This window comes from Micromonospora sp. WMMD964, from assembly GCF_029581455.1.
Lineage (GTDB): Bacteria > Actinomycetota > Actinomycetes > Mycobacteriales > Micromonosporaceae > Micromonospora.
Genome location: NZ_CP120860.1, coordinates 5771329 through 5793135, shown reverse-complemented (window position 1 = coordinate 5793135; position 21807 = coordinate 5771329). Strand labels below are relative to the sequence as shown.

Genomic DNA, 21807 nt, shown 5'->3' with positions numbered 1-21807 from the left:
GTCAGCCCTCGCCGTCGAGTTCCAGATAGCCGCGCCGGGCGGCGACCAGGGCGGCGCGCGCGCCGAAGGGCGCCTCGGCGGCCACCCGCTCCGGCGGCGCGCTGCCGGTGTGCGCGGCCCGGATCAGCCAGGCCAACCTGGCCAGCTCGGTGTGCTGGGCGCGGACGAAATCGACGTCCACCGGGTCACCGTGGCCCGGAATGACCACCGTGCGCGCCGTGGTCAGCCGCAACAGGTCCGCGACCGCGTCCGGCCACCGCAGGGGGTACGAGTCCTCGAAGGCGGGTGGGCCGCTCTGCTCCACCAGGTCCCCGGCGACCAGCACGTCGGCGTCCGGCACGTGCACCACCAGGTCGGCCTCGGTGTGCCCCCGGCCCGGGTGCCGCAGCAGCACCCGCCGGCCACCCAGGTCGAGCGTCGTCTCCGTCTGCACCGGGTGCGTCGGGGCGAGCAGCGGGGTGTCGGCCAGCTCGGCGGCGAGCGTCGGGTGCTCCGTCCGCACCTCCTCGTACGCCTCCCGGCGCAGCCGCTCCGGCTCGTCGCGCAGGGCCGCGGCGGCCAGCTCGTGCGCGTACACCGGGCGGGATGGCTCACCGGCCAGGACGGCGTTGCCGAAGCAGTGGTCGTAGTGGTGGTGGGTGTTGACGAGCGTCAACGGCCGGTCGGTGACCGCCCGGACGGCGGCGGCCAGGTCGGCGGCCTGCGCGGCCGACGAGAGCGTGTCCACCAGCAGGGCCTCGTCGTCGCCCACCACCAGGGTGACGTTGACCCGCAGCATCGGCTCGCGCAGCAGGTGCACCCGGTCGGCGACCTCGACGAACCCGGCGTTCACGAGGCCCGCCCGGCGCGTTCCACGAAGCGTTGCCGGTCCACCATGATCCGGTCGACCCGGCCCCGGGCCACCGTCTGGTCACCGTCGCTGACCGTGACCTCGAACGACAGCCGACGACCGTCGACGGTCGCCAGCAGGGCCTGCGCCCGGACCGTCCGGCCGACCACGGTCGGCGCCAGGTGCTCCACCTCGACCCGGGTGCCCACCGTCGTGAACCCGGGCGGCATCCCGGTCGCCGTCGCCGCGACGGTGGCCGCCTCGGCGAGCGCGAGCACCCGAGGAGTGCCCAGCACCGGTACGTCCCCCGAACCCACCGCCTGGGCGGTGTCCGCGTCGGTGACTGTCAACTCGACCTGGGCGGTCAGACCCGGCGCGAAGGCCGGCTCGGGCTGCTCCTGCATGGTCGTCAGCCTAGGTGCTCGCCGGGCCCGTCGAGCACGCGCCCGGCGATCCCGACACCCACCGTCTCCCACCTGTGCGCGGGCCCGCCGGGTGGTCCCCGTCGGTCGATGCCGTACCCGTCGTTAACCTTGACGGCGATGGCCGTCGTGACTGACCCCCAGCCCCCCGCCCGGACCGACCCACCCGCGTCCCCGGACGGTGGTCGTCGGCGCGTCGTCGCCATGACCGTCTGGGCGGTCGCCTTCGTCGTCGCGTGGCTGGCCATCGGGTTGCCCACCGACCCCGCGTACGCCTTCGTCTGGATCTGGGCGGCGACGATCGCCTGGAACAGCGAGCGACCGTGGCGCAGCCACCTGCGCTTCGCCCGGGACTGGGTGCCGGTGGTGCTGCTGTTCGTCGTCTACAACCTCTCCCGGGGGTTCGCCGACAACGGGGCCACCCCGCACGCGATGGAGTTGATCGTCGCCGACCGGTTCATGTTCGGCTGGGCCACCGGCGGGGAGGTGCCGACCGTCTGGTTGCAGCAGCACCTCTACCACCCGCAGGTGCACTGGTGGGACGTCGCGGCGAGCTGGGTGTACTTCTCCCACTTCGTGGTGGCGCTCGCCGCCGCCGCGGTGCTGTGGCTGCGTGACCGGCACCGCTGGGCCGCGTACATGCGGCGCTGGGGTTTCCTCTGCGCCGCCGGCCTGGTCACCTACTTCCTCTACCCGGCCGCCCCGCCCTGGTGGGCCGCGCAGAACGGGCTGCTCACCGAGGTCGCCCGGATCTCCACCCGGGGCTGGAAGGCGTTCGGCATGCACGGTGCCGGCAACGTCCTCAACGCCGGTCAGATCGCCTCCAACCCGGTCGCCGCGATGCCGTCGCTGCACACCGCGTGGGCGCTGTTCGTGGTGCTGTTCTTCCTGACCAGCACCCGCCGCCGCTGGTGGCCGCTGCTGCTCGCGTACCCGCTGGCGATGACCTTCACCCTGGTCTACTCGGGCGAGCACTACGTGATCGACGTGCTGGTCGGCTGGGCGTACGTCGGGTTGACCTTCCTGGTGGTCGGCCTGGCCGAGCGTGGCTGGGCCGCGTGGCGGGTCCGTCACCCGAAGACCCGAACCCAACCGCCCCCCGAACCCCCCGCCACCACCCCCGAAACACCGACCGGCGAACCCCCGTCCCCCCGCAAACAAACCACCCCCACCAGCCCAGACCCCCAAATCCCCGCCGACCACTAACCCCGGGCGTGCCCACCCCTCCCGGTGCCCCCGCCCTCGGCGGCCCGCCCGCCCTCGGCGGCCCGCCCCTGTTGATCAAGAGCTTTGCGTCAGGAATCGCGGGTGCGGTGACGCAAACGTCTTGATCAACACGAGCGGGGCGTGGGGGTTAGGGGCGGTGGCGGGCTTGGTGGGCTCTGTGGGTCAGGTCGGCGGCCAGGGCCCAGGCTTCGGTCAGGTCGCGGTCCTGGGCGGTGGCGCCGGAGCCGCCCGCGGTGTCCACGTGCACGGAGGCCAACCCGAGGCGGCGCTGGATCGGCCCCTGCACCACCCGCACGCTCTGGATACGGGCGTACGGCACGATCACCAACTGGCGGGTGAGCCGCCCGGAGCGGGTGGCGAACACCTCCTCGAACAGCCCCGCACCGAGCGCGCGTCGGCCCAACGGGTGCAGCCACCGGGTCCGGGACGGCGGAGGGCTCAGCGTCATGGTGTCGAGGCGTACCCCGGGGAGCACCTCGGCGACGATCATCGTCGCGGTCGGCAGGTCACCGACCGGCAGCAGGCGGTCGGGTCGGTTGCGGTCGTCGGCCTCCGCGACGGAGAACCCGGCCACCTCCAGGCGCAACCGCAGCCAACCGTTGACCCGCCACAGCAGCGGCCAGGTGGCCCGTACGGTCTGCACCCGGGCCAGCGGCACGGTCTGCGAACGGGTCTCCAGCAGGCCGTTGTGCACCCGCAACGTGCCGCCGTCGCGGGCCAGCCGGAAGTTCCAGTCGTCGAGCACCCGGCGCACCGGTTGCAGCAGCACACCGGCCATCGCGGTCAGCGTGCTCGCCACCGCGACGAAGGACCACGACCCGGCGGTGAGGAACTGGATCACGACGAACGCCACACCGAACGGCAGCAGGAACGCCTGCGGCGTGAGCAGTTGGCTGATCAGCAGGCTCTGGTTGCGTACCGCGTGCAGTGGTCGGCCCGGCGCGGCCACCGTCGGCGCCGGTGCTCCCGGGACCGCCGCGGACGTCGCGTGCTCCGGTGCCGGGGCCTGCGCCACCCGCCCCGCCAGCTCCAGCAGCCGAGCGCGCAGCCGGGCCGCGTCGGCCACCCCGAGGTACGCCAGGGGCGCCTCCGTCTTACCGCCACCGACCACCTCCAGCCGCAGCTCGGCCAGGCCGGTGAGCTGGGCGAGCAGCGGCCGGACCACCTCCACGGCCTGCAGGCGCTCCAACGGGATGGCCCGGGTACGCCGCCAGAGCAGCCCCTCGTACACCCGTAGCTCGCGGCCCACCACGTGGTAGCCGGTGTTGTACCAGCTCACCACCGACAGCACTGTCGCGCCGAGCGCCAGCACCGCCACCATGGCGGCGAACCAGCCGAAGCCCACCCGGGACAGCGTCGACCAGGACAACCCGGCGATCACCACGACCAGTGACTTGGCGCCGTGCAGGACAGGGCTGAGCGGGTGCAGACGTTGCCGGGGCTCGCCGTCGCCGCCCTCCGCCGGTGTCGGCCATGCGGCCGGCGGCACCGAGTCGTGCGGTGTCGAGACGGCGGGTGGCACGGTGCTCGGCTCGGCAGGCCCCTCGCTCATCGGGCCGGCCCTCGCCGCCCAGGGTCAGCGCGTCGCACAACCGCTCGGGTGGTCGCCGGGCGCGACTGCGGGGCTCGCGAACCCGGCTCACTCCTCGCGCTCGCCGGGCCGCCGTCCGTTCGCGACTGCGGGGCTCGCAAACCCGGCTCACTCCTCGCGCTCGCCGGGCCGCCGTCCGTTCGCGACTGCGGGGCTCGCAAACCCGGCTCACTCCTCGCGCTCACAGGCCCTCCGCCCGGTCTTCGCCGAGCGCGGTGAGCCGGTCGCGTAGCCGGGACGCCTCTGTGGGCCGCAGCCCGGGCACCCGGGCGTCGCTGGCCGCCGCGGCCGTGTGCAGCTGCACGGTGGCCAGGTCGAAGGCGCGCTCCAACGGCCCGGCGCTGACGTCGACGAACTGCATTCGCGAGTACGGAACGATGGAGAGCCGCCGGACCAGGAGCCCGTGCCGGACCAGCAGGTCGTTCTCCCGCTCCGCGTACCCCCAGGCCCGCACGGCGCGGACGATCGCGATGGCGCGCCACCCACCGAGCAGCGCGACGACGGCGACGGCCAACCCGAACAGCCAGTGGCCGCTCAGCGCCCAGCCCACGGCCGTCACCGCCAGCCCGACAGCGACCACGATCGCCAGCCGGATCAACTCCACCCAGATCAGGTCGGTGGAGATCGGCTGCCAGTTGACAGTGCTCGGCCAGGGCTCCAACGGCCCCCGCCCCGGCACAGGACCGGACGGGCCGGGAGCGTCGGGGGCGGCCGGCAGGAGGCCGGGTGCGGGCAGGTCGGGGGCCCGCTGGTCGGCGGCGGGCCCCGGACGGTGACCGGGTGGCAGCGCACCCGGTGGCAGCGGCGCCGGTGACGAGACGTCGGGCGCGGCGGGCTCCGGGCCGAGCGTGCCGGGTGCCGGAAACGCGCCGGGCGGCGGCTCGACGCCCGGTGGTGCGGAGGCCGGGGCGGGCGGCCAGGTCGGGGAGGTGGGGCCGGGGGAAGCCGGTGGGTCGCCGCTCACGTGTCGAGCGTAGGCGATCCGGGCACCGGAGTGACGGCACGTAGGAAGCCGCGAGCGTCCAGGAAGTCACCGAGGCTGCTCCGGTGTTCGGCGCAGGCCAGCCAGGTCTTGCGCCGGTCGGCGTCGTGCAGCCGGGGGTTGTTCCACTTCAGGGCCCAGACGGCGTCGGCCCGGCAGCCCCGGGCCGAGCAGACCAGGGCCTCGTCGGCGGGGGAGGGGATGCTCATCCCGGCCAGTCTAGGGCGGCGGGACGGAGAGTTTGAGCGCCGGGCGACCACGGGGGGAGCCGCCCGGCGACGGGATGAATCGTACACGCGGCGGGCCGATCCGTGCACACCCGCGTTTCGCGGTTCGGCCGCCGGGGACGGCGCGGCGAAAATCGGCTTCTCCCCACCTCGACACTCAGCAAGGCATGCGAGTCTTGATACCGCACCAGCCGCGACGACCGATTGATGCTGTGGAGGACCGGTGGCCCAGCCGACCATGCCCGACGCCCCGACGCCGAACGGGGCGGCACCACAGACGCCCGCGCCGGTGACCACACCCGCGCAGGACGCCACCCTGCTGGAGAAAGCGCTGTTCGAGATCAAACGCGTGATCGTCGGGCAGGACCGGATGGTGGAGCGGATGTTCGTCGCGCTGCTCGCCCGTGGTCACTGCCTGCTGGAAGGGGTGCCCGGGGTCGCCAAGACCCTCGCCGTGGAGACCCTCGCCAAGGTCGTCGGCGGGTCCTTCGCCCGGGTGCAGTTCACTCCGGACCTGGTGCCGGCCGACATCATGGGCACCCGCATCTACCGGCAGTCGAGCGAGAAGTTCGACGTCGAGTTGGGGCCGGTCTTCGTCAACTTCCTGCTCGCCGACGAGATCAACAGGGCTCCGGCGAAGGTGCAGTCCGCGCTGCTGGAGGTGATGAGCGAACGGCAGGTGTCCATCGGTGGGGAGAGCCACCGGGTGCCCGACCCGTTCCTGGTGATGGCCACCCAGAACCCGATCGAGCAGGAGGGGGTCTACCCGCTGCCGGAGGCGCAGCGCGACCGGTTCCTCATGAAGATCGTGGTGGGTTACCCGACCGACGCGGAGGAACGGGAGATCGTCTACCGGATGGGCGTGGCACCGCCGGAGCCGGTCGCGGTGTTCGACACCCCGGAGCTGATCGCCCTGCAACGCAAGGCGGACCAGGTCTTCGTGCACAACGCGCTCGTCGACTACGCGGTCCGGTTGGTGTTGGCCACCCGCGCCCCGGCCGAGCACGGCATGCCCGACGTCGCCCAACTGATCCAGTACGGGGCCAGCCCGCGCGCCTCGCTGGGCCTGGTCCGGGCCACCCGCGCGTTGGCGCTGCTGCGGGGGCGCGACTACGCGTTGCCGCAGGACGTGCAGGACATCGCACCGGACATCCTGCGGCACCGGTTGGTGCTCAGCTACGACGCCCTCGCCGACGACGTGCCCGCCGACCACATCGTGCACCGGGTGATGTCGACGATCCCCCTGCCGGCTGTCGCACCCCGGCAGCAGGCCACCCCGTCGTCGAGCGTGCCCCCGCCGGGCGCCGGCTGGCCCGGGCAGCGCCCGTGACCTCACCCACCCCTCGTCCCGCCCCCCTCGCCGACCGCAGCGAGGCCGTGCTGTCCCGGCTTCAACTGCTGGTCACCCGCAAACTCGATGGCCTGCTCCAGGGCGACTACGCCGGCCTGCTCCCCGGGCCGGGCAGCGAGGCGGGGGAGTCCCGGGAGTACCGCCCCGGCGACGACGTACGCCGGATGGACTGGCCGGTCACCGCCCGCACCACGACCCCGCACGTGCGGCGTACGGTGGCCGACCGGGAGCTGGAGACGTGGCTGGCGCTGGACCTCTCGGCCAGCCTGGACTTCGGCACCGGGCAGTGGCTGAAACGGGAGGTGGTGGTCGCCGCCGCGGCTGCCATCACCCACCTGACCGTACGCGGTGGCAACCGGATCGGCGCGGTGATCGGCACCGGTGGCGGCGCTCCCGTTCCGACCCGACGATGGCGGGGCGCAGCACCGCCGGCCGGGCCCGGAGTGCTCACCCGGCTGCCGGCCCGCTCGGGTCGCAAGGAGGCGCAGGGCCTCCTGCGTACCGTCGCGGGCACCACCATCCGACCCGGCCGCGGTGACCTGGGCGCCCTGATCGAGATGCTCAACCGCCCGCCCCGACGACGCGGGGTGGTCGTGGTGGTCTCGGACTTCCTCGCGCCGCCCGAGCAGTGGGCCCGGCCGTTGCGCAAACTGCGGGTCCGCCACGACGTGCTGGCGATCGAGGTGGTCGACCCGCGCGAGCTGGAGCTGCCCGACGTGGGAGTGCTGCCTGTCGTCGACCCGGAGAGCGGCGAGCTGCACGAGGTGCAGACCGCCGACCCTCGCCTACGGCAGCGCTACGCCGACGCCGCCGCCGCCCAACGCGCCACGATCGCCGCCGCCCTGCGCGGCGCCGGCGCGGCCCACCTGCGTCTGCGTACCGACCGAGACTGGCTGCTGGACATGGTGCGATTCGTGGCCGCGCAACGGCACGCCCGCACCAGGGGGACGACACGATGATCCGTTTCATGCAACCGTGGTGGCTGCTGGCCGTGCTGCCGGTGCTCGCACTCGCCGGGTTCTACCTCTGGCGGCAGCTGCACCGCCGGGCGTACGCGATGCGGTTCACGAACGTGGACCTGCTGCGTACGGTGGCGCCGAAGGGGCTGGGCTGGCGTCGGCACGTTCCGGCGACCGCGTTCCTGCTCTGCCTGCTGGTGCTGGCCAGCGCGTTGGCCCGGCCCGCGGTGGACACCAAGGAGCCGTTGGAGCGGGCCACCGTGATGCTCGCGATCGACGTGTCGTTGTCCATGCAGGCCGACGACGTGGCGCCGAATCGGCTGGAGGCGGCCCAGGAGGCGGCCAAGCAGTTCGTCGGCGAGCTGCCGGAGAGCTACAACCTGGGCCTGGTGTCGTTCGCCAAGGCGGCCAACGTGCTGGTGCCGCCGGGCAAGGACCGGGACGCGGTGACCAGTGCCATCGACGGGCTGGTGTTGGCCGAGGCGACCGCCACCGGTGAGGCGGTGTTCACCTGCCTGGAGGCGATCCGGTCGGTGCCGGCCGACGGCGCGGCGGGCATCCCGCCGGCCCGGATCGTGCTGCTGTCCGATGGTTTCCGCACCTCCGGGCGGGCGGTGGAGGAGGCGGCGGCGGCCGCTCAGGCGGCCAACGTCCCGGTCTCCACCATCGCGTTCGGCACCGACACCGGTCAGGTCGACATCGGCGGGCAGTTGCAGCGGGTGCCGGTGGACCGGTTGGCGCTCGCCGACCTCGCCGAGACCACCGAGGGCTACTTCTACGAGGCGGCGTCGGTGAGCGAGCTGAAGCAGGTCTACCAGGACATGGGCAGCTCGATCGGGTTCCGCACCGAGCCGCGCGAGGTGACCCAGTGGTACGCGGGGATCGCGTTGCTGCTGGCGCTCTGCGCGGGCGCGCTCAGTCTGCTCTGGTCGTCGCGGATGCTCTGAGCGGTGGGCCGGATGCGGTGAGCGGTGGGCTGGCGGCGGACAGCGCCGCCGCCGGGGCGGACGACGGCCGCCGGCAACCGGAACGAGTGCCGAGGACGGTCAGTGACCGCCGCCGGCCAGGACGAAGACGACTGCCACCCAGACGGCGGCGAGGGTGAAGCCCAGCGGGGCGACGTAGCGGCTCATGGACGGCTCCGGGTGGCGGCAGGACGGTCCGCGATGCGGGGGCGGACCGCAGGGGGTGGGGACGCGCACACGAAGTCGTGACCGGGCGGCTCCCGGCGACCGCCCGGAGTCGGGCGGCGCGGCATACACACCTCGGCGTGGACCGAGGTGGTCGGGAGCGAAGCGGGGTCAGCTCACCAGACTGAGTCGTGGCTCAGCGGGACTGACCATCGGCCCGGCCACGACTAGGAGGATCGCTATCTCGCACAGCGATCACCTCCTGCGGGTCGGGCGGGCCGGAACGTCGATGATCGTACACCGGCGACACCGCCGGGGCGTACTCGGCCGACCGGTCGGCAACCCCTCCACCGCCCGGCCGTCGCGGCGGCCGTGGTCGACCCGTCCGCACCACCGTGACCAGCACCGCGGCCAGCAGTGGCAGCCAGCCGAAACGGGCCAGCACCCAGCCCGGGCCGTCCGGCGCGGTGTGCAGCCCCGGCAGGGCCAGCCCGCCGCGGGCGGTGAGCGCGGTCACCGTCACCAGGATCGGCTGATGCCACAGGTAGATCCGGACCGCGTACCGGTTCACCTCGGCCACCGCACGGCCCGGTAGCGGCCGGGTCAGCAGCCGTTCCAGTGCCGGCCGAGCCAGCAGGCCCAGTCCGACCTGGGTGACCGCCAGTGCCACCGCCAGCAGCGACGGCGGGTTCAGGTTGGACACCCCGGCCCCGGGCACCCCGACCGCGCTCGCCGGATAGCCCAGCGCCAGCAACGCCGCGAGCGCGACAGCCCCACCGGCCGCCAGCGTGCCGGCCGTCCGTCGGCCGCCCAACCGCCCGTCGGCGTGCGCCACCCCCAACAGGTACGGCACCGACCACGCCGCCAGGACGGTGAGCGGCGGCAGGTCGGTCCCGGCCGGTAACAGGCGCACGGCCAGGTCGACCGCCGCGACCACCGCCACCGCCGGTGCGACGGTCCGGGCCACCCCCCAGCGGCGTACGGCGGCGCGCAGCGGGCTGGTCGCCGCGACCAGGAACACCAGTGGCACCAGGAACCACAGTGGACTGATCGCGAGTCGGAGCGCCACCGCGAGGGTCTCGTCCGGGGTACCGGCGACGGTGGCGGCGAGCAACACCGCAGCGCCCACCCCGAGCAGCGCCACCGTCGGCAGCAGCAGCCGGCGCAGCCGACGGGCCAGCCGACTGCCCGCCCGTCCCCGATGGCTCGCCAACGACCGGGTCGACCCGAAACCGGCGGTGAAGAAGAACAGCCCGAGCGTCTGCAACACCCAGGTCACCGGGGCCAGGCCGGGCAGGGCGGTCAGTGGGCTGGCCTGGTGCAGCCCGCCGTCGCCGGTCAGCACCAACCCGGTGACCAGCCAGTGCCCCAGCACCACCCCGCCGATCGCGTACGCCCGCAACGCGTCGACGGCACGGTCCCGGTTCACCGGGCGTCCCCGCTCCCGGCGTCGGAGCCGCCGAGCACCACCGCGTCGGAGCCGCCGAGCGCCACCGTCGCCACCGCGGCCAGCGTGGCGCTGCCCGACGCGAGGTAGCCGTCGTGCCCGGCCACCCCGACCACCGGCAGCGGGCGTGCGCCGAACGCCTCGTCGCCGGGACGACGGCCGAAGCCCAGGCCGAGCAGTCGCACCGGCGGCACGCGGCGGATCCAGTCGCTCGGCGCCTCCGCCGCCCAGAACCGCCGCCGACCGGGCAGATCGTCGGTGTGCTGCACTCCGGCGCCGACGCCGCCGAGACTGACCACGTCGGTCACCTGGGCGGGGGCGTCGACCGCCGCCAACGACACCACCAGCGCCCCGTAGCTGTGCCCTACCAACGTGATCGTCGCCGCCGGACGTCGAGCGGCCAACTCCCGCAGCAACACGACCAACCCGCGCGCTCCGCGCCGGGCGCTGCCAGCACCGGCTGCGGTCAGCACCCCGTCCGGCGGGTCGTAACCCAGCCAGGCCAGCACCGCCACCCGCGCCGTCGGGTCGGTCGCCCGCAGCTCCCGGTAGAGCTGCCCGGCCTGCACCGCCGGCGCCCGGCCAGCCACCCCGCCCAACCCCCGGTCGAAGTCGGCGAGGGTGCTGCCCACCCCCGGCACCAGCACCGCGATCCGGTCCGCGCCGACCAGATCGCCGAACACCTCCACCGCACGGCCGTCGCCACGCGTGTCGAACGTCAGGAACCGGCGTCCGTCGGCCGCCCAGTCCGCGTACGGGCGGCCGGCCGCGAGCATCGCCGCCGCCATGACGGGGTACGCCTCGACGAACCCCGCCGCCGCCACCGGCTCGGGTCGGGTCGGCAGGACCAGGTTCACGCCCAGCAGCGCGGCCACCGCCACCCGACCGGCACCTCGTCGTCGCATCACTTCTCCCTCCGGAATGTCGTCCGGAGGGAGAGTGCGTGAGCGGTCGGCGCTCGGTCGTCATCCCGGGGAGCCGTCTGTGGACTGGCTCCACGGGGCTACTCCCCGGCGGCCACCAGACCCGTCTCGTACGCCAGCACCACCGCCTGGGCCCGGTCGCGCAGCCCCAGCTTCGCCAGGATCCGCCCGACGTGCGTCTTCACGGTCTGCTCGGCCACCACCAGGTCGGCGGCGATCTCCGTGTTGTTGCGGCCCCGGGCGATCAACCGCAGAACCTCGGTCTCGCGTGGAGTGAGCCCGGCCAGGTCGGTGGGGCGCGGACGGCGGCGCTCCGGGCGGGCGGCGAACTCGGCGATCAACCGGCGGGTGACCGCCGGGGCGAGCAGCGCGTCCCCGGCCGCCACCACCCGCACCGCCTGCACCAGGTCGGCGGCCGGGGCGTCCTTGAGCAGGAACCCGCTGGCCCCGGCGCGCAGCGCCTCGTACACGTAGTCGTCCAGGTCGAACGTGGTGAGGATGAGCACCCGGGGTCGCTGCGCCGAGCGGTCGCCGAGCAACATGCGGGTGGCGGCCAGCCCGTCCATGACCGGCATCCGCACGTCCATCAGCACCACGTCCGGGTCGAGGTGGCGGGCGGCGCTGACGGCCTGCTCGCCGTCGGCGGCGTCACCCACCACGAGCAGGTCCGGTTGGGCGGCGAGCAGCGCCCCGAAGCCCTGCCGGACCATCGCCTGGTCGTCGGCGATCAGCACCCGGATCATCGGTCCCCACCCTCCGCGTCGTACGGCAACCCGGCCGCCACCGCGTAACCCCCGTCCGGTAGCGGCCCGGCGGTGAACGTACCGCCCAGCGAGGTGGCCCGCTCCCGCATACCGGTCAGGCCGTGCCCGGGACCACCGTCGGCGGTCGGCCGGGCGTCGGCCGGGGAGTTCTCGACGCGTACCTCCAGGCGGGAAGGACCGACGCGGACGGTGACCCGCACCGCGGCGCCGGTCGCGTGCCGGGCCGCGTTGGCCAGGCCCTCCTGCACGATGCGGTACGCGGCCAGCCCGACCGGCGCGGGCACCCGCCCGTCGTCCGGCGGCCCGGCGTCCAGGGTGACCGGCAGCCCGGCCCGGCGGGCCGCGTCGACCATCGCGCCCAGGTCGCTCAGGTCCGGCTGCGGCGCGGTCTCCGGCCCGGTCGTCTCGCTGCGCAGCACCCCCAACAGTCGCCGCATGTCGGTCAGCGCGTCGCGGGCCGAGGCGGCGATGGCGACGAACTCGGCAGCCGTCGGGGCCGGCACGTCCGTCAGCCGGTACGGGGCCGTCTCCGCCTGCACCGCGATCAACGACATGTGGTGCGCCACCACGTCGTGCAGCTCCCGGGCGATCCTGGTGCGTTCCTCCAGCACCGCCCGGCGCTCCTGCTCCCGCTCGTTGCGCTCGGTCTGCGCGGCCAGTTCGTGCCGGGACAGCCGGTTGCGGCGGACCAGGTCACCGACGATCGCCAACGCGCCCAGCAGCAGCAGGACGGGGACCCGGTTGTCCGGGTGCACCATCGTGAGCACCGGGACCGTGCTGATCAGCACCACCCAGGCCAGCACCGGACGGTCGACCCGCGCGACGACCACCGCCAGCACCGCGATCGAGCCGAGCGCCAGTGGCGGGGTCCACGGCCAGTCCTGATCCGCTGGGGCGTCGAACGTGCAGATCAGCAGGGCCAGCACCATCAGCCGCCAGGCCAGCAGCGGACGCCGGGGCAGCGCCAGCAGCGGCGCCACGGTCATCGCCGCGAACAGCACCGCGATCGGCGTCGGCAGGCCCCACTCGGTCTCCACGGTCAGCGTGATCAGGAATAGGCCGAGCGCGGCGAGCAGGCCGACCGGGGCGGCGTACGGGGCCAGCGTGGGCCAGCGGGCCAGCAGCGGCCGACCGGGCGGGGCGTCCCGGCCCCACAGGGTCTGCCCGAGGCCATCGAGGGCCAGGGATGGTCGCCAGTTCACCACCCGGAGGCTACGGGCCGCCCCCGCCGCAGGGCGTGCCACCAGGGGTTGATCCCGGTGTCGTACCCCGGTGTGACGCGGCTCCCGTTAGCGCTTACCTGCGGGTAACGCCTAGGCTCGCCTCCGACTGAGATCGGCTGAGCAAGGGGGAACAGTGGCCCGTACCGTGCTGGTGACCGGCGGCAACCGGGGGATCGGCCTGGCCGTCGCGCAGGCCTTCGCCAAGCAGGGCGACCGGGTGGCGGTCACCCACCGCAGCGGCGACGCGCCCGAGGGGCTGTTCGGCGTACGCGCCGACGTCACCGACGCCGCCTCCGTCGACGCCGCGTTCGACGCCGTCGAGGCCGAGCTGGGCCCGGTCGAGGTGCTGGTCGCCAACGCCGGCATGACCGCCGACACGCTGCTGCTGCGGATGACCGAGGAGCAGTTCACCGGTGTGGTGGACACCAACCTCACCGGCGCGTTCCGGGTCGCCAAGCGCGCCTCCGGCAAGATGCTCCGCGCCAAGTGGGGCCGTATGATCTTCATCTCGTCGGTCGTCGGTCTCGCCGGTGGTGCCGGGCAGGTCAACTACGCCGCCAGCAAGGCCGGTCTGGTCGGCGTGGCCCGCTCGATCACCCGGGAACTGGGCAGCCGCAACATCACCGCGAACGTGGTGGCACCCGGCTTCATCGACACCGACATGACGTCCGGCCTGTCCGAGGACCGCAAGGCGGAGATCCGCAAGTCGATCCCGGCCGGTCGGATGGCCAGCCCGGACGAGGTCGCCGGGGTGGTCACCTGGCTGGCATCCGACAGCGCCGGGTACGTCTCCGGCGCCGTGATCCCGGTCGACGGCGGCCTCGGCATGGGCCACTGACCCCATCTACGTACGGAGGAACCCCCGGATGTCCGGACTGCTCGCCGGTAAGCGGCTGCTCGTCACCGGTGTCATCACCGACGCCTCGATCGCCTTCTCGGTGGCGAAGCTCGCCCAGGAGAACGGCGCGCAGGTCGTCCTCACCGGCTTCGGTCGGCTCTCCCTGGTCGAGCGGATCGCCAAGCGGCTGCCCGAACCGGCCCCCGTGATCGAGGTGGACGTCACCAACGCCGAGCACCTGGCCAGCCTCGCCGACCGGGTCCGCGAACACGTCGACGGCCTCGACGGTGTCGTGCACTCGATCGGCTTCGCCCCGCAGAGCTGCCTCGGCGGCGGCTTCCTCGACGCGCCCTGGGAGGACGTGGCGACCGCCCTGCACGTCTCCACCTTCTCGTACAAGTCCCTCGCGATGGCGGCGCTGCCGCTGATGTCGCCCGGCGGCGCGGTGGTCGGCCTGACCTTCGACGCGACGAAGGCGTGGCCGGTCTACGACTGGATGGGCGTCGCCAAGGCCGGTCTGGAGTCGGCGTCCCGTTACCTGGCGCTGCACCTGGGCAAGCAGGGCATCCGCAGCAACCTGGTCGCCGCCGGGCCGTTGCGCACCATCGCCGCGAAGTCGATCCCCGGTTTCGACCAGTTCGAGGAGGCCTGGACCGAACGCGCCCCGCTGGGCTGGAGCCTCACCGACCAGGAGCCCGCCGCGAAGGCGTGCCTGGCGCTGCTCTCCGACTGGTTCCCGGCGACCACCGGCGAGATCGTGCACGTCGACGGCGGCTACCACGCCATCGGCGCCTGACGCTGCCCAGCGGCGCTCCCTGATCTCCGTTCGCGTGACGCACGCATCCGGACCAGGGGGCGTCGCGGGGCCGTTGCGGCCGAGGGGCGAGAATGACCCCATGTCGTACGACGCGGTGGTGCTGGTGTCCTTCGGCGGGCCGGAACGGCCCGAGGACGTGATGCCGTTCCTGCAGAACGTGACCCGCGGCCGAGGCGTGCCGCCCGAGCGGCTGGCCGAGGTCGCCGAGCACTACCAGCACTTCGGTGGGGTGTCCCCGATCAACCAGCAGAACCGGGACCTGCTGGCCGCCATCCGCGCCGACTTCGCCGCGAACGGCATCGACCTGCCGGTCTACTGGGGCAACCGCAACTGGGACCCGATGCTCGCCGACACCGTCACCCGGATGCGCGACGACGGGATCACCCGCGCCCTGGCCTTCGTCACCAGCGCCTACGGCGGCTACTCGTCCTGCCGGCAGTACCAGGAGGACATCGCCGCCGCCCGGGCCGCCGTCGGCCCGGACGCCCCGGTGATCGAGAAGCTGCGCCAGTTCTGGGACCACCCCGGCTTCGTCGAGCCACACGTCGACGCGGTCCGGGCGGCCCTGGGGCAGCTCGACCCGGCCAAGCGGGCCACCACCCGGCTGGTCTTCACCGCCCACTCCATCCCCACCTCCATGGCGGCCAACGCCGGCCCGCACGGCGGCCGGTACGAGGCGCAGCTCCGCGAGACCGCCCGACTCGTGGCCCAGGCCGCCGCACCGGACCTGGAGTACGACCTGGTCTGGCAGAGCCGCTCCGGGCCACCACAGGTGCCGTGGCTGGAACCGGACGTCAACGACCACCTGGCCACCCTCGCCCAGGGCGGCACCACCGGCGTGGTGGTCAGCCCGATCGGGTTCGTCTCCGACCACCTCGAAGTGGTGTGGGACCTGGACACCGAGGCACCGGAGACGGCCAAGCAACTCGGCCTGGACTTCGTCCGGGCCGCCACCCCCGGCGTCGACCCGCGCTTCGTGAGCATGGTGCGGGAGCTGGTCACCGAACGGACCGACCCGGACGGCGCACACCTGCGCCGCCGCCTCGGCGAACTGCCGATGTGGGACACCTGCCCGACCGTCTGCTGTGTACCGACCCGCCGTCCGACACCTGCTGGGGGCACCGATGCATGACCGTAAGCCCGTACAGAGTTGGCTGACCGACATGGACGGCGTGCTGGTGCACGAGGGCCAGCCGGTGCCCGGCGCGCCGGAGTTCATCAACCGGATGCGCGCCTCCGGCAAGCCGTTCCTGGTGCTGACCAACAACTCCATCTACACCCCGCGCGACCTGACCGCCCGGCTCAGCCGGATGGGGCTGGACGTGCCGGAGGAGTCGATCTGGTCGTCCGCCCTCGCGACCGGCCAGTTCCTCGCCGACCAGCGGCCGGGCGGCACCGCGTACGTCATCGGTGAGGCCGGGTTGACGACCGCGCTGCACGCGGTCGGCTACGTGCTCACCGACTTCGCCCCGGACTACGTGGTACTCGGCGAAACCCGCACCTACAGCTTCGAGGCGATCACCAAGGCGGTCCGCCTGATCAACGACGGCGCCCGGTTCATCTGCACCAACCCCGACGTGACCGGGCCCTCCGTGGAGGGCGCCCTACCCGCCGCCGGCTCGGTCGCCGCCATGATCTCGAAGGCCACCGGGGTGGAGCCGTACTTCGTCGGCAAGCCCAACCCGATGATGATGCGCTCCGCGCTCAACACCATCAACGCGCACTCGGAGAGCACCGCGATGATCGGTGACCGGATGGACACCGACATCCTCTGCGGCCTGGAGGCCGGGCTGGAGACCATCCTGGTGCTGACCGGGATCAGCAGCCGCACCGAGGCGGAGCGCTACCCGTACCGCCCCTCCCGGATCGTCAACTCCGTCGCGGACCTGCTCGACGAGATCTGACCGGCCGGCCTTCGCGGGCTGGTCGCGTCCTGCGGTGGTCGCGTCGTGCGGTGGTCGCGTTGCGCCCCGGATGATCGCGCTGCAACCGGGATGTAGTGGTCATCGTCCGCGCCGGAGGCCACTACATCCATGATCGAGCGCGATCATGCAGGGCGCGCGGCATCACCGTGGCGTGGGTGACCGGTCAGGGGCGAAGTGGGGCGTTGCAGGCGGCCACCAGCGCCTGCCGGCAGGCCGCGGTGAGCGGACGAAGCGCGGCGTCGCGCTGCTGGGCCTCGTAGTTGTTGATCGCGCCCCCGGGAGCGGCGTGCCCGGCCAGCGCGAGCACCCGGTCGAGCACCGCGGCCCGGGCGAAGAGCCGGCGGGCCCGTGGGTCGAAGCCCGGCGGCAGGTCGGTGGCGCCGTCGGGGCGGCGCAGCGCGGCCAGCGCCCCGGCCAACTCGGGCCGCCACTGAGCTACGTCGAGACGGGTCAACGCGGCGGTCGTCTCGGCGAGCGCGGCGGCCAACTCGGCCTCGGCCTCGGCGGCGCCGGGCAACGAGAGTGATGCGGCGGGGGCGTTGGCGGGCAGCGGATACACCCGCCACAGCACCGTCTCGAAACAGTCCCCCGAGCCGGAGGTGTGCGAGCGGACCTCCGGGATCAACCCGAGTGCACCGGCCACCACCGCCTCGCCCGCGACCAGTGCCGCACCCGCGAAGTCGCCGGGACCAGGCAACCCCCGAGGGTCGCCCGGCGCGGGCAGCACCAGGCGGATCTCGTCCGGGGAGAGCTTGGCCAGGGTGGGCAGCGCGGCACCCAGCGGGACGTCGGTCCAGGTGCCGGGGGCGTCCGCGACGAGGTGCTCCTCGTCACCGGCGATGGCGTCGGCGACTTCGTCGTACGGCACCAACCCGGCGCGCCACGCGCGCACCCAGGCAACGAACCGGCTCGACCGGCGCGGCGCGAGTGTGGCCGCGCCCGTTGCGGGGGTGGACATGCCGAAAGGGTACGTGGTCACCACCGGCTGTGTCTCGACTGCCGCTCCGGCCGCCCGCCCTGCCCCGAACTGCTCCCTTCACCCCATTCCCCGCCCCCGCCCCCGCCCCCGCCCCCGCCCCCGCCCCACCCCCACCCCCACCCTCGCCCGCCCCTCGCCCGCCCGGTCCCGCCCCGGTCCCGCCCCGGTCCCGCCCCGGTCCCGCCCCGGTCCCGCCCCGGTCCCGCCCCGGTCAGCGTCGATCATGGTTCTGGTGGGCGATATCCGGCTGTTGCAAGCGTTTGTGGAGCACCACAACTCCATGATCGACGAGGCCGTGGCTGTGCGGAGGGCGTCCGGACGGGTGGCTGCTGGGCGGGGCGGCGTTCGGTGAGGAGGCTGGGGGCGGTGTGTCGGGAGGTGGGGTGGGGGTCGGGACGTTAGCGTGATCGACATGGCGGGGCGATACGGCGAGGACGTGTTGGCGGGGGACTGGCGGCGGCGAAAGGTCACCCCCGAGGTGGACGCCGAACCGGACCTCGTGGTGGAGGACGCCGACTCGGGGTTCTGCGGTGCGGTGGTCGGTTTCGAAGCCGGCGCGGTGGTGTTGGAGGACCGGCACGGCAAACGGCGCAACTTCCCGCTGCTGCCCGCGGCGTTCCTGCTCGATGGTCGCCCGGTGACCCTGCGCCGCCCCGCCCGCGCGCCGGTACCGGCGGCGCGTCGACGCACGGCGTCCGGCTCGGTGGCGGTGGACAACGTCCGGGCCCAGGTCGCCAAGGCGAGCCGGATCTGGGTGGAGGGCATCCACGACGCCGCGCTGGTCGAGCGGATCTGGGGCGACGACCTGCGCATCGAGGGTGTCGTCGTGGAGCCGTTGGACGGCATCGACGACCTCGACGCCGACGTACGCGACTTCGGCCCCGCCCCCACCCGACGGCTCGGCGTGCTCGTCGACCACCTGGTGCCGGGCAGCAAGGAGAGCCGCATCGTGGCCCGGGTGACCTCGCCGTACGTGCTGGTGACCGGCCATCCCTACGTCGATGTGTGGCAAGCGGTCAAGCCGGCGGCGCTGGGCATCGCGGCGTGGCCGGTGGTGCCGCCGGGGCGACCGTGGAAAGAGGGAGTCTGCGCGGCCCTCGGGGTCGCCGAGCCCGCCGACATGTGGCGGCACATCCTGTCCCGGGTGAACAGCTTCGCCGACGTGGAAACCCCGCTGATCAACGCCATGGAACGCCTCATCGACTTCGTCACCGAGCCAGCCTGACCCCCGCCCCGTGGCTTCCCTCACCGCCTCACCGCCCCGCCCCGCATCATCCGCCGTCCGCCGCCCGCCCCAAGATCCGCGCAGTTTCCCTGGGGTAGTTCCATCCTGAGTTGGCTGGTCAGGGGGTCTTGACGGTGCGGGGGTGGCGGGGATGGAGCAGGTCAACCGCTGGTGATCTTCGCGGTGATCGTTTGCCGGTGGTGACGGTGTGGCGTGCAGAAGATAGATGAGCCCTCGGCCAGGGTGTTCGGTCGTGACACACAAAAACCCGGTGGCCGAGGGCTCGCCGCTTGTCTACCAGTCGAGCCTTGCGCTGTCCACGAAGACCCTGACCCTGGTCGTCAACGCGATCCGTCAGCACCGCTCACGGGTGCGTTCCCGATGGCGCAAGTTGTCCGATCACCGCGCGGCGATGATCGTGCTGGCGGTATTGCGCCATAACCAACGCCCTCACGACCTGGCCGCCGGCAACGGCATATCCGCCTCCACCGTCCGTCGATGGGTCGCGCAAGTCATCGCTGTCCTGGCCGCTGAGATGCCCCGCCTGTCACGGGTCCTGCGCCGCGCCCGCCACCACAGCGAGGTAGTCCTGCTCGACGGCACCCTCATCCCGGTCCAACGCCCCCACGACCGACACCGCCGCCGCACCCATTACAGCGGTAAACACAAAACCTTCGGCCTACTCGTCCTCGCCATCACCGACCTCAACGGCAACCTGCTCTGGACCTCCGCAGCCCTACCCGCACGCACCGCGGAAATCACCGCCGCCCGCCGCAACCGCATCCCCGCACACCTACGCGCAGCCGACCTCGCCGCCATCTGCGACCTCGGCTTCACCCGCCTCGACGACCAACCCGGCATCAGCCACACACCTCGCCCCCGCGGCGCTCACCCCGGCCACCCCCACGACCAACCCACCATCATCACCGGCCGCCGCGCCGCCCGCGGCAAACCCCTCACCCGCCACCAAACAATCGTCAACACCCTCATCAGCCGCGAACGAGCAACCAACGAACACGCCTTCAACGACCTCAAGAACTGGCGAATCCTCGACCGACTACGCGGCAACCACCACCACGCCACCACCCTGATCCGCGCACTCACCGTCCTCACCCAAACCCACACCACCCGCTAACCACCCACGGCAAACGATCAACCCAAAGATCACCTCACCACCAACCTGGACCTCCCACCCACCACCACCAACCGTCAAGACCCCCTGACCAGCCAACTCAGGATGGAACTACCCCCCTGATGTTGCTGCCTCATCGCGCTCCGAGGCAGCAACATCCCTGATGTTGTGCGGATCTTGGGGCGGGCACGGGGGCGGGTCGGGCAGGCATGGGCGGGGCGAGGCGTGGCGCGGGTCGGGCAGGCATGGGCGGGCCGAGGCGTGGCGCGGGTCGGGGAGGCGCGGGCGAGGCGATGCGAGGCGCGGGCCGTGGCGCGGGCGCGGCGAGGTGTGGCGCGGGCCGTGGCGCGGGCGCGGCGAGGTGTGGATGAGGGCTGGGCGCAGGTGAGGGCTGGGCGGTGTGCTCTCAGGGCTCCTGGTCGGGAGTGCGGGTGTAGACGAAGGTGGCGACGTCCAGCGCGACCGCCCGGCCCTGCTCGTCGCGGTGCACGGTGAGGATCTCGCCGTCCTGCCCACCGGCTCGACCGCGCCAGCGGTCCGGGCCTTCGGCGACGAAGCGGAGGTTCGGTGCGCCGACCGGGCCGGCGCGCAGGACGCCGTCGGTGTCCGCGTACACCTCGATGGTGGTGCCCATCCACCACCAGCGGCCGGTCAGCTCGGCGAGTTCGGCGGGCGGCGGGTTGGTGGCCGGACGCCAGGGGGCGACCGGCGCGGGTTCGGTGTCCACCACCAGGGTGAGCAGCCGCCGCCCGAGCGCGCCGAGGTGCACGTTCCGCAGGGTGTACGCGTTGACCAGGCCGACCACGGCGGTACGGCTGGGCCGGTGCACGGCCAGCGAGGCGCCGTAGCCGGGCATCGATCCGCCGTGTCCGGCGTACACCCGGTTGCCGTCCCGGAACAGCTCCAGCCCGAGGCCGTGCCCGTGGGTCCAGGCCTCGTGGTCGCTGATGACGACGGGGGAGCACATCTCGGTCAGGGTGTCGGCGGTCAGCACCGACGGGTCGGGGTCGGCCAGGAACGCGGCCCAGCGGCCCAGGTCCTCGATCGTCGACCAGAGTTGCCCGGCGGGGGCCATCGCGCCGGTGTCGGTGCGCGGCTCCTCGCGCAGGGTGTCGTGCCAGGGGTGGACGACGTGGCCGCGGGCGAACGGTTCGGTCGCGTTGTACGTGGTGCGGCCCATGCCCAGCGGCGTGAGGATGCGTTGGTCGAGCAGGTCGATCCACGGCGTGCCGGTGAGCCGTTCGAGCATCCCGCCGAGCAGCCCGTACGCCAGGTTGGAGTAGTGGTACGTGGCGTGCGGCGAGTAAGCGATCTTGTCGGCGGTGACCCCGGCGAGCAGGGTGGGTAGGTCGACGCCCTCGGTCCGCTCCCACCAGTCGCCGTCGGGTTCGCGTTGCAGACCGCTGGCGTGCCCGAGGAGTTGGCGCACTGTGAGCGCGCCGAGGCCGGTGCCCGGCAGGTGCTTCTCCAGCGGGTCGTCGACGCTGAGCCGGCCCGCGTCGCGCAGCTGCATGATCAGGGTCGCGGTCATCGTCTTGCTGATCGAGCCCAGCCGGTACTGCAGGTCGACGTCCGGGCGGGGGTGTTCGCCGGCGGTGGCCAGGTGCGCCAGCGTGCCGTCGCGGACGACGCCGATCACCAGCGACGGGGCGTGCCCGTCGCGCTGTGCCTGGGCGACCTGGTCGTCGATCTGTCGGGCGGTCTCGGGCAGCAGGGGCAACGGGGTCTCCTCGGGTCGGGTCGGGCGCCCGGATCAGGGTCAGGGAGGGCCTCGCCGAGCCTACTGATCTTCGCGGGGAGGCCGCGCGTGCATTCG

22 protein-coding genes are annotated in these 21807 nt (G+C 73.3%); 10 read left to right on the top strand and 12 right to left on the bottom strand.

Annotated elements, in window-relative coordinates; all coding sequences use genetic code 11:
• Position 1: 1 nt before the first annotated feature.
• Together O7616_RS26370 and O7616_RS26365 are read right to left on the bottom strand one after the other, a co-directional pair.
• A complete protein-coding gene (locus tag O7616_RS26370) occupies positions 2-832 on the bottom strand; it encodes an MBL fold metallo-hydrolase (protein ID WP_282304475.1) in 831 nt (276 codons plus the stop codon).
• On the bottom strand, positions 829-1233 hold the full coding sequence (locus O7616_RS26365) for a hotdog domain-containing protein (protein WP_282304474.1): 405 nt from the start codon (positions 1231-1233) through the stop codon (positions 829-831). The genes O7616_RS26370 and O7616_RS26365 overlap by 4 nt, the downstream gene beginning before the upstream one ends.
• Positions 1234-1371: 138 nt before the next feature.
• On the opposite strand from O7616_RS26365, the gene O7616_RS26360 reads away from it, so the two are divergent.
• The gene (locus tag O7616_RS26360; RefSeq protein ID WP_282257883.1) at positions 1372-2457 is read left to right on the top strand and encodes a phosphatase PAP2 family protein; all 1086 of its coding nucleotides are present in this window, start codon (positions 1372-1374) and stop codon (positions 2455-2457) included.
• Positions 2458-2605: 148 nt separating this feature from the next.
• Here the strand turns inward: O7616_RS26360 and O7616_RS26355 are convergent, their stop codons facing one another.
• The 3 genes from O7616_RS26355 to O7616_RS26345 form a co-directional block, all read right to left on the bottom strand.
• On the bottom strand, positions 2606-4030 hold the full coding sequence (locus O7616_RS26355; protein WP_282304473.1) for a PH domain-containing protein: 1425 nt from the start codon (positions 4028-4030) through the stop codon (positions 2606-2608).
• Positions 4031-4250: 220 nt separating this feature from the next.
• Complete coding sequence (locus O7616_RS26350) at positions 4251-4787, bottom strand: PH domain-containing protein (RefSeq protein ID WP_282307733.1); 537 nt, start codon at positions 4785-4787, stop codon at positions 4251-4253.
• Between the two features lie 242 nt (positions 4788-5029).
• Entirely contained in the window at positions 5030-5260 is a 231-nt protein-coding gene (locus O7616_RS26345; protein ID WP_282304472.1) for a hypothetical protein, read from the bottom strand.
• A gap of 241 nt (positions 5261-5501) precedes the next feature.
• Here O7616_RS26345 and O7616_RS26340 point away from each other — a divergent pair, with 241 nt between their 5' ends.
• From O7616_RS26340 to O7616_RS26330, 3 genes are read left to right on the top strand one after another with little or no spacing between them, the layout of a single operon-like run.
• On the top strand, positions 5502-6608 hold the full coding sequence (locus tag O7616_RS26340; protein ID WP_282304471.1) for a MoxR family ATPase: 1107 nt from the start codon (positions 5502-5504) through the stop codon (positions 6606-6608).
• Complete coding sequence (locus O7616_RS26335) at positions 6587-7588, top strand: DUF58 domain-containing protein (RefSeq protein WP_282307731.1); 1002 nt, start codon at positions 6587-6589, stop codon at positions 7586-7588. The genes O7616_RS26340 and O7616_RS26335 overlap by 22 nt, the downstream gene beginning before the upstream one ends.
• Positions 7585-8535, top strand: coding sequence for a VWA domain-containing protein (locus O7616_RS26330; RefSeq protein WP_282257889.1), 951 nt, complete (start codon positions 7585-7587; stop codon positions 8533-8535). Before O7616_RS26335 ends, O7616_RS26330 begins: the two co-directional genes overlap by 4 nt.
• Positions 8536-8634: 99 nt before the next feature.
• On the opposite strand, the gene O7616_RS26325 is transcribed toward O7616_RS26330, so the two are convergent.
• The 5 genes from O7616_RS26325 to O7616_RS26305 form a co-directional block, all read right to left on the bottom strand.
• Positions 8635-8790, bottom strand: coding sequence for a hypothetical protein (locus O7616_RS26325; protein ID WP_167393634.1), 156 nt, complete (start codon positions 8788-8790; stop codon positions 8635-8637).
• A 124-nt stretch (positions 8791-8914) separates the two neighbouring features.
• Complete coding sequence (locus O7616_RS26320) at positions 8915-10147, bottom strand: acyltransferase (protein WP_282304470.1); 1233 nt, start codon at positions 10145-10147, stop codon at positions 8915-8917.
• Positions 10144-11070, bottom strand: coding sequence for an alpha/beta hydrolase (locus O7616_RS26315; protein ID WP_282304469.1), 927 nt, complete (start codon positions 11068-11070; stop codon positions 10144-10146). Before O7616_RS26315 ends, O7616_RS26320 begins: the two co-directional genes overlap by 4 nt.
• Before the next feature lie 98 nt (positions 11071-11168).
• Positions 11169-11831, bottom strand: coding sequence for a response regulator transcription factor (locus O7616_RS26310; RefSeq protein WP_282304468.1), 663 nt, complete (start codon positions 11829-11831; stop codon positions 11169-11171).
• The gene (locus tag O7616_RS26305; RefSeq protein WP_282304467.1) at positions 11828-13054 is read right to left on the bottom strand and encodes a histidine kinase; all 1227 of its coding nucleotides are present in this window, start codon (positions 13052-13054) and stop codon (positions 11828-11830) included. The genes O7616_RS26310 and O7616_RS26305 overlap by 4 nt, the downstream gene beginning before the upstream one ends.
• Positions 13055-13208: 154 nt before the next feature.
• On the opposite strand from O7616_RS26305, the gene fabG reads away from it, so the two are divergent.
• The 4 genes from fabG to O7616_RS26285 all read left to right on the top strand — a co-directional run bounded on the left by fabG (position 13209) and on the right by O7616_RS26285 (position 16634).
• Positions 13209-13913, top strand: coding sequence for a 3-oxoacyl-ACP reductase FabG (fabG, locus tag O7616_RS26300; RefSeq protein WP_088988617.1), 705 nt, complete (start codon positions 13209-13211; stop codon positions 13911-13913).
• A 28-nt stretch (positions 13914-13941) separates the two neighbouring features.
• Positions 13942-14709 carry an enoyl-ACP reductase FabI gene (gene fabI / locus O7616_RS26295; protein WP_282304466.1) on the top strand — a complete coding sequence of 256 codons (768 nt, stop codon included), beginning with the start codon at positions 13942-13944 and terminating at the stop codon, positions 14707-14709.
• 100 nt (positions 14710-14809) lie between these two features.
• Positions 14810-15862 carry a ferrochelatase gene (locus O7616_RS26290; protein WP_282304465.1) on the top strand — a complete coding sequence of 351 codons (1053 nt, stop codon included), beginning with the start codon at positions 14810-14812 and terminating at the stop codon, positions 15860-15862.
• A complete protein-coding gene (locus O7616_RS26285) occupies positions 15855-16634 on the top strand; it encodes an HAD-IIA family hydrolase (RefSeq protein ID WP_088988620.1) in 780 nt (259 codons plus the stop codon). The genes O7616_RS26290 and O7616_RS26285 overlap by 8 nt, the downstream gene beginning before the upstream one ends.
• A 184-nt stretch (positions 16635-16818) precedes the next feature.
• Here O7616_RS26285 and O7616_RS26280 read toward each other — a convergent pair whose 3' ends face one another.
• Entirely contained in the window at positions 16819-17613 is a 795-nt protein-coding gene (locus O7616_RS26280; protein ID WP_282257903.1) for a hypothetical protein, read from the bottom strand.
• Positions 17614-18046: 433 nt separating this feature from the next.
• Between O7616_RS26280 and O7616_RS26275 the strand changes: the two genes are divergently transcribed.
• Both O7616_RS26275 and O7616_RS26270 read left to right on the top strand, forming a co-directional pair.
• Positions 18047-18859 carry a DUF3097 domain-containing protein gene (locus O7616_RS26275; protein ID WP_282304464.1) on the top strand — a complete coding sequence of 271 codons (813 nt, stop codon included), beginning with the start codon at positions 18047-18049 and terminating at the stop codon, positions 18857-18859.
• Between the two features lie 253 nt (positions 18860-19112).
• Positions 19113-19994, top strand: a complete 882-nt coding sequence (locus tag O7616_RS26270) for a transposase family protein (protein ID WP_282303345.1) — start codon at positions 19113-19115, stop codon at positions 19992-19994.
• A 403-nt stretch (positions 19995-20397) separates the two neighbouring features.
• On the opposite strand, the gene O7616_RS26265 is transcribed toward O7616_RS26270, so the two are convergent.
• The gene (locus tag O7616_RS26265) at positions 20398-21711 is read right to left on the bottom strand and encodes a serine hydrolase domain-containing protein (protein WP_282304463.1); all 1314 of its coding nucleotides are present in this window, start codon (positions 21709-21711) and stop codon (positions 20398-20400) included.
• Between the last annotated feature and the right edge of the window lie 96 nt (positions 21712-21807).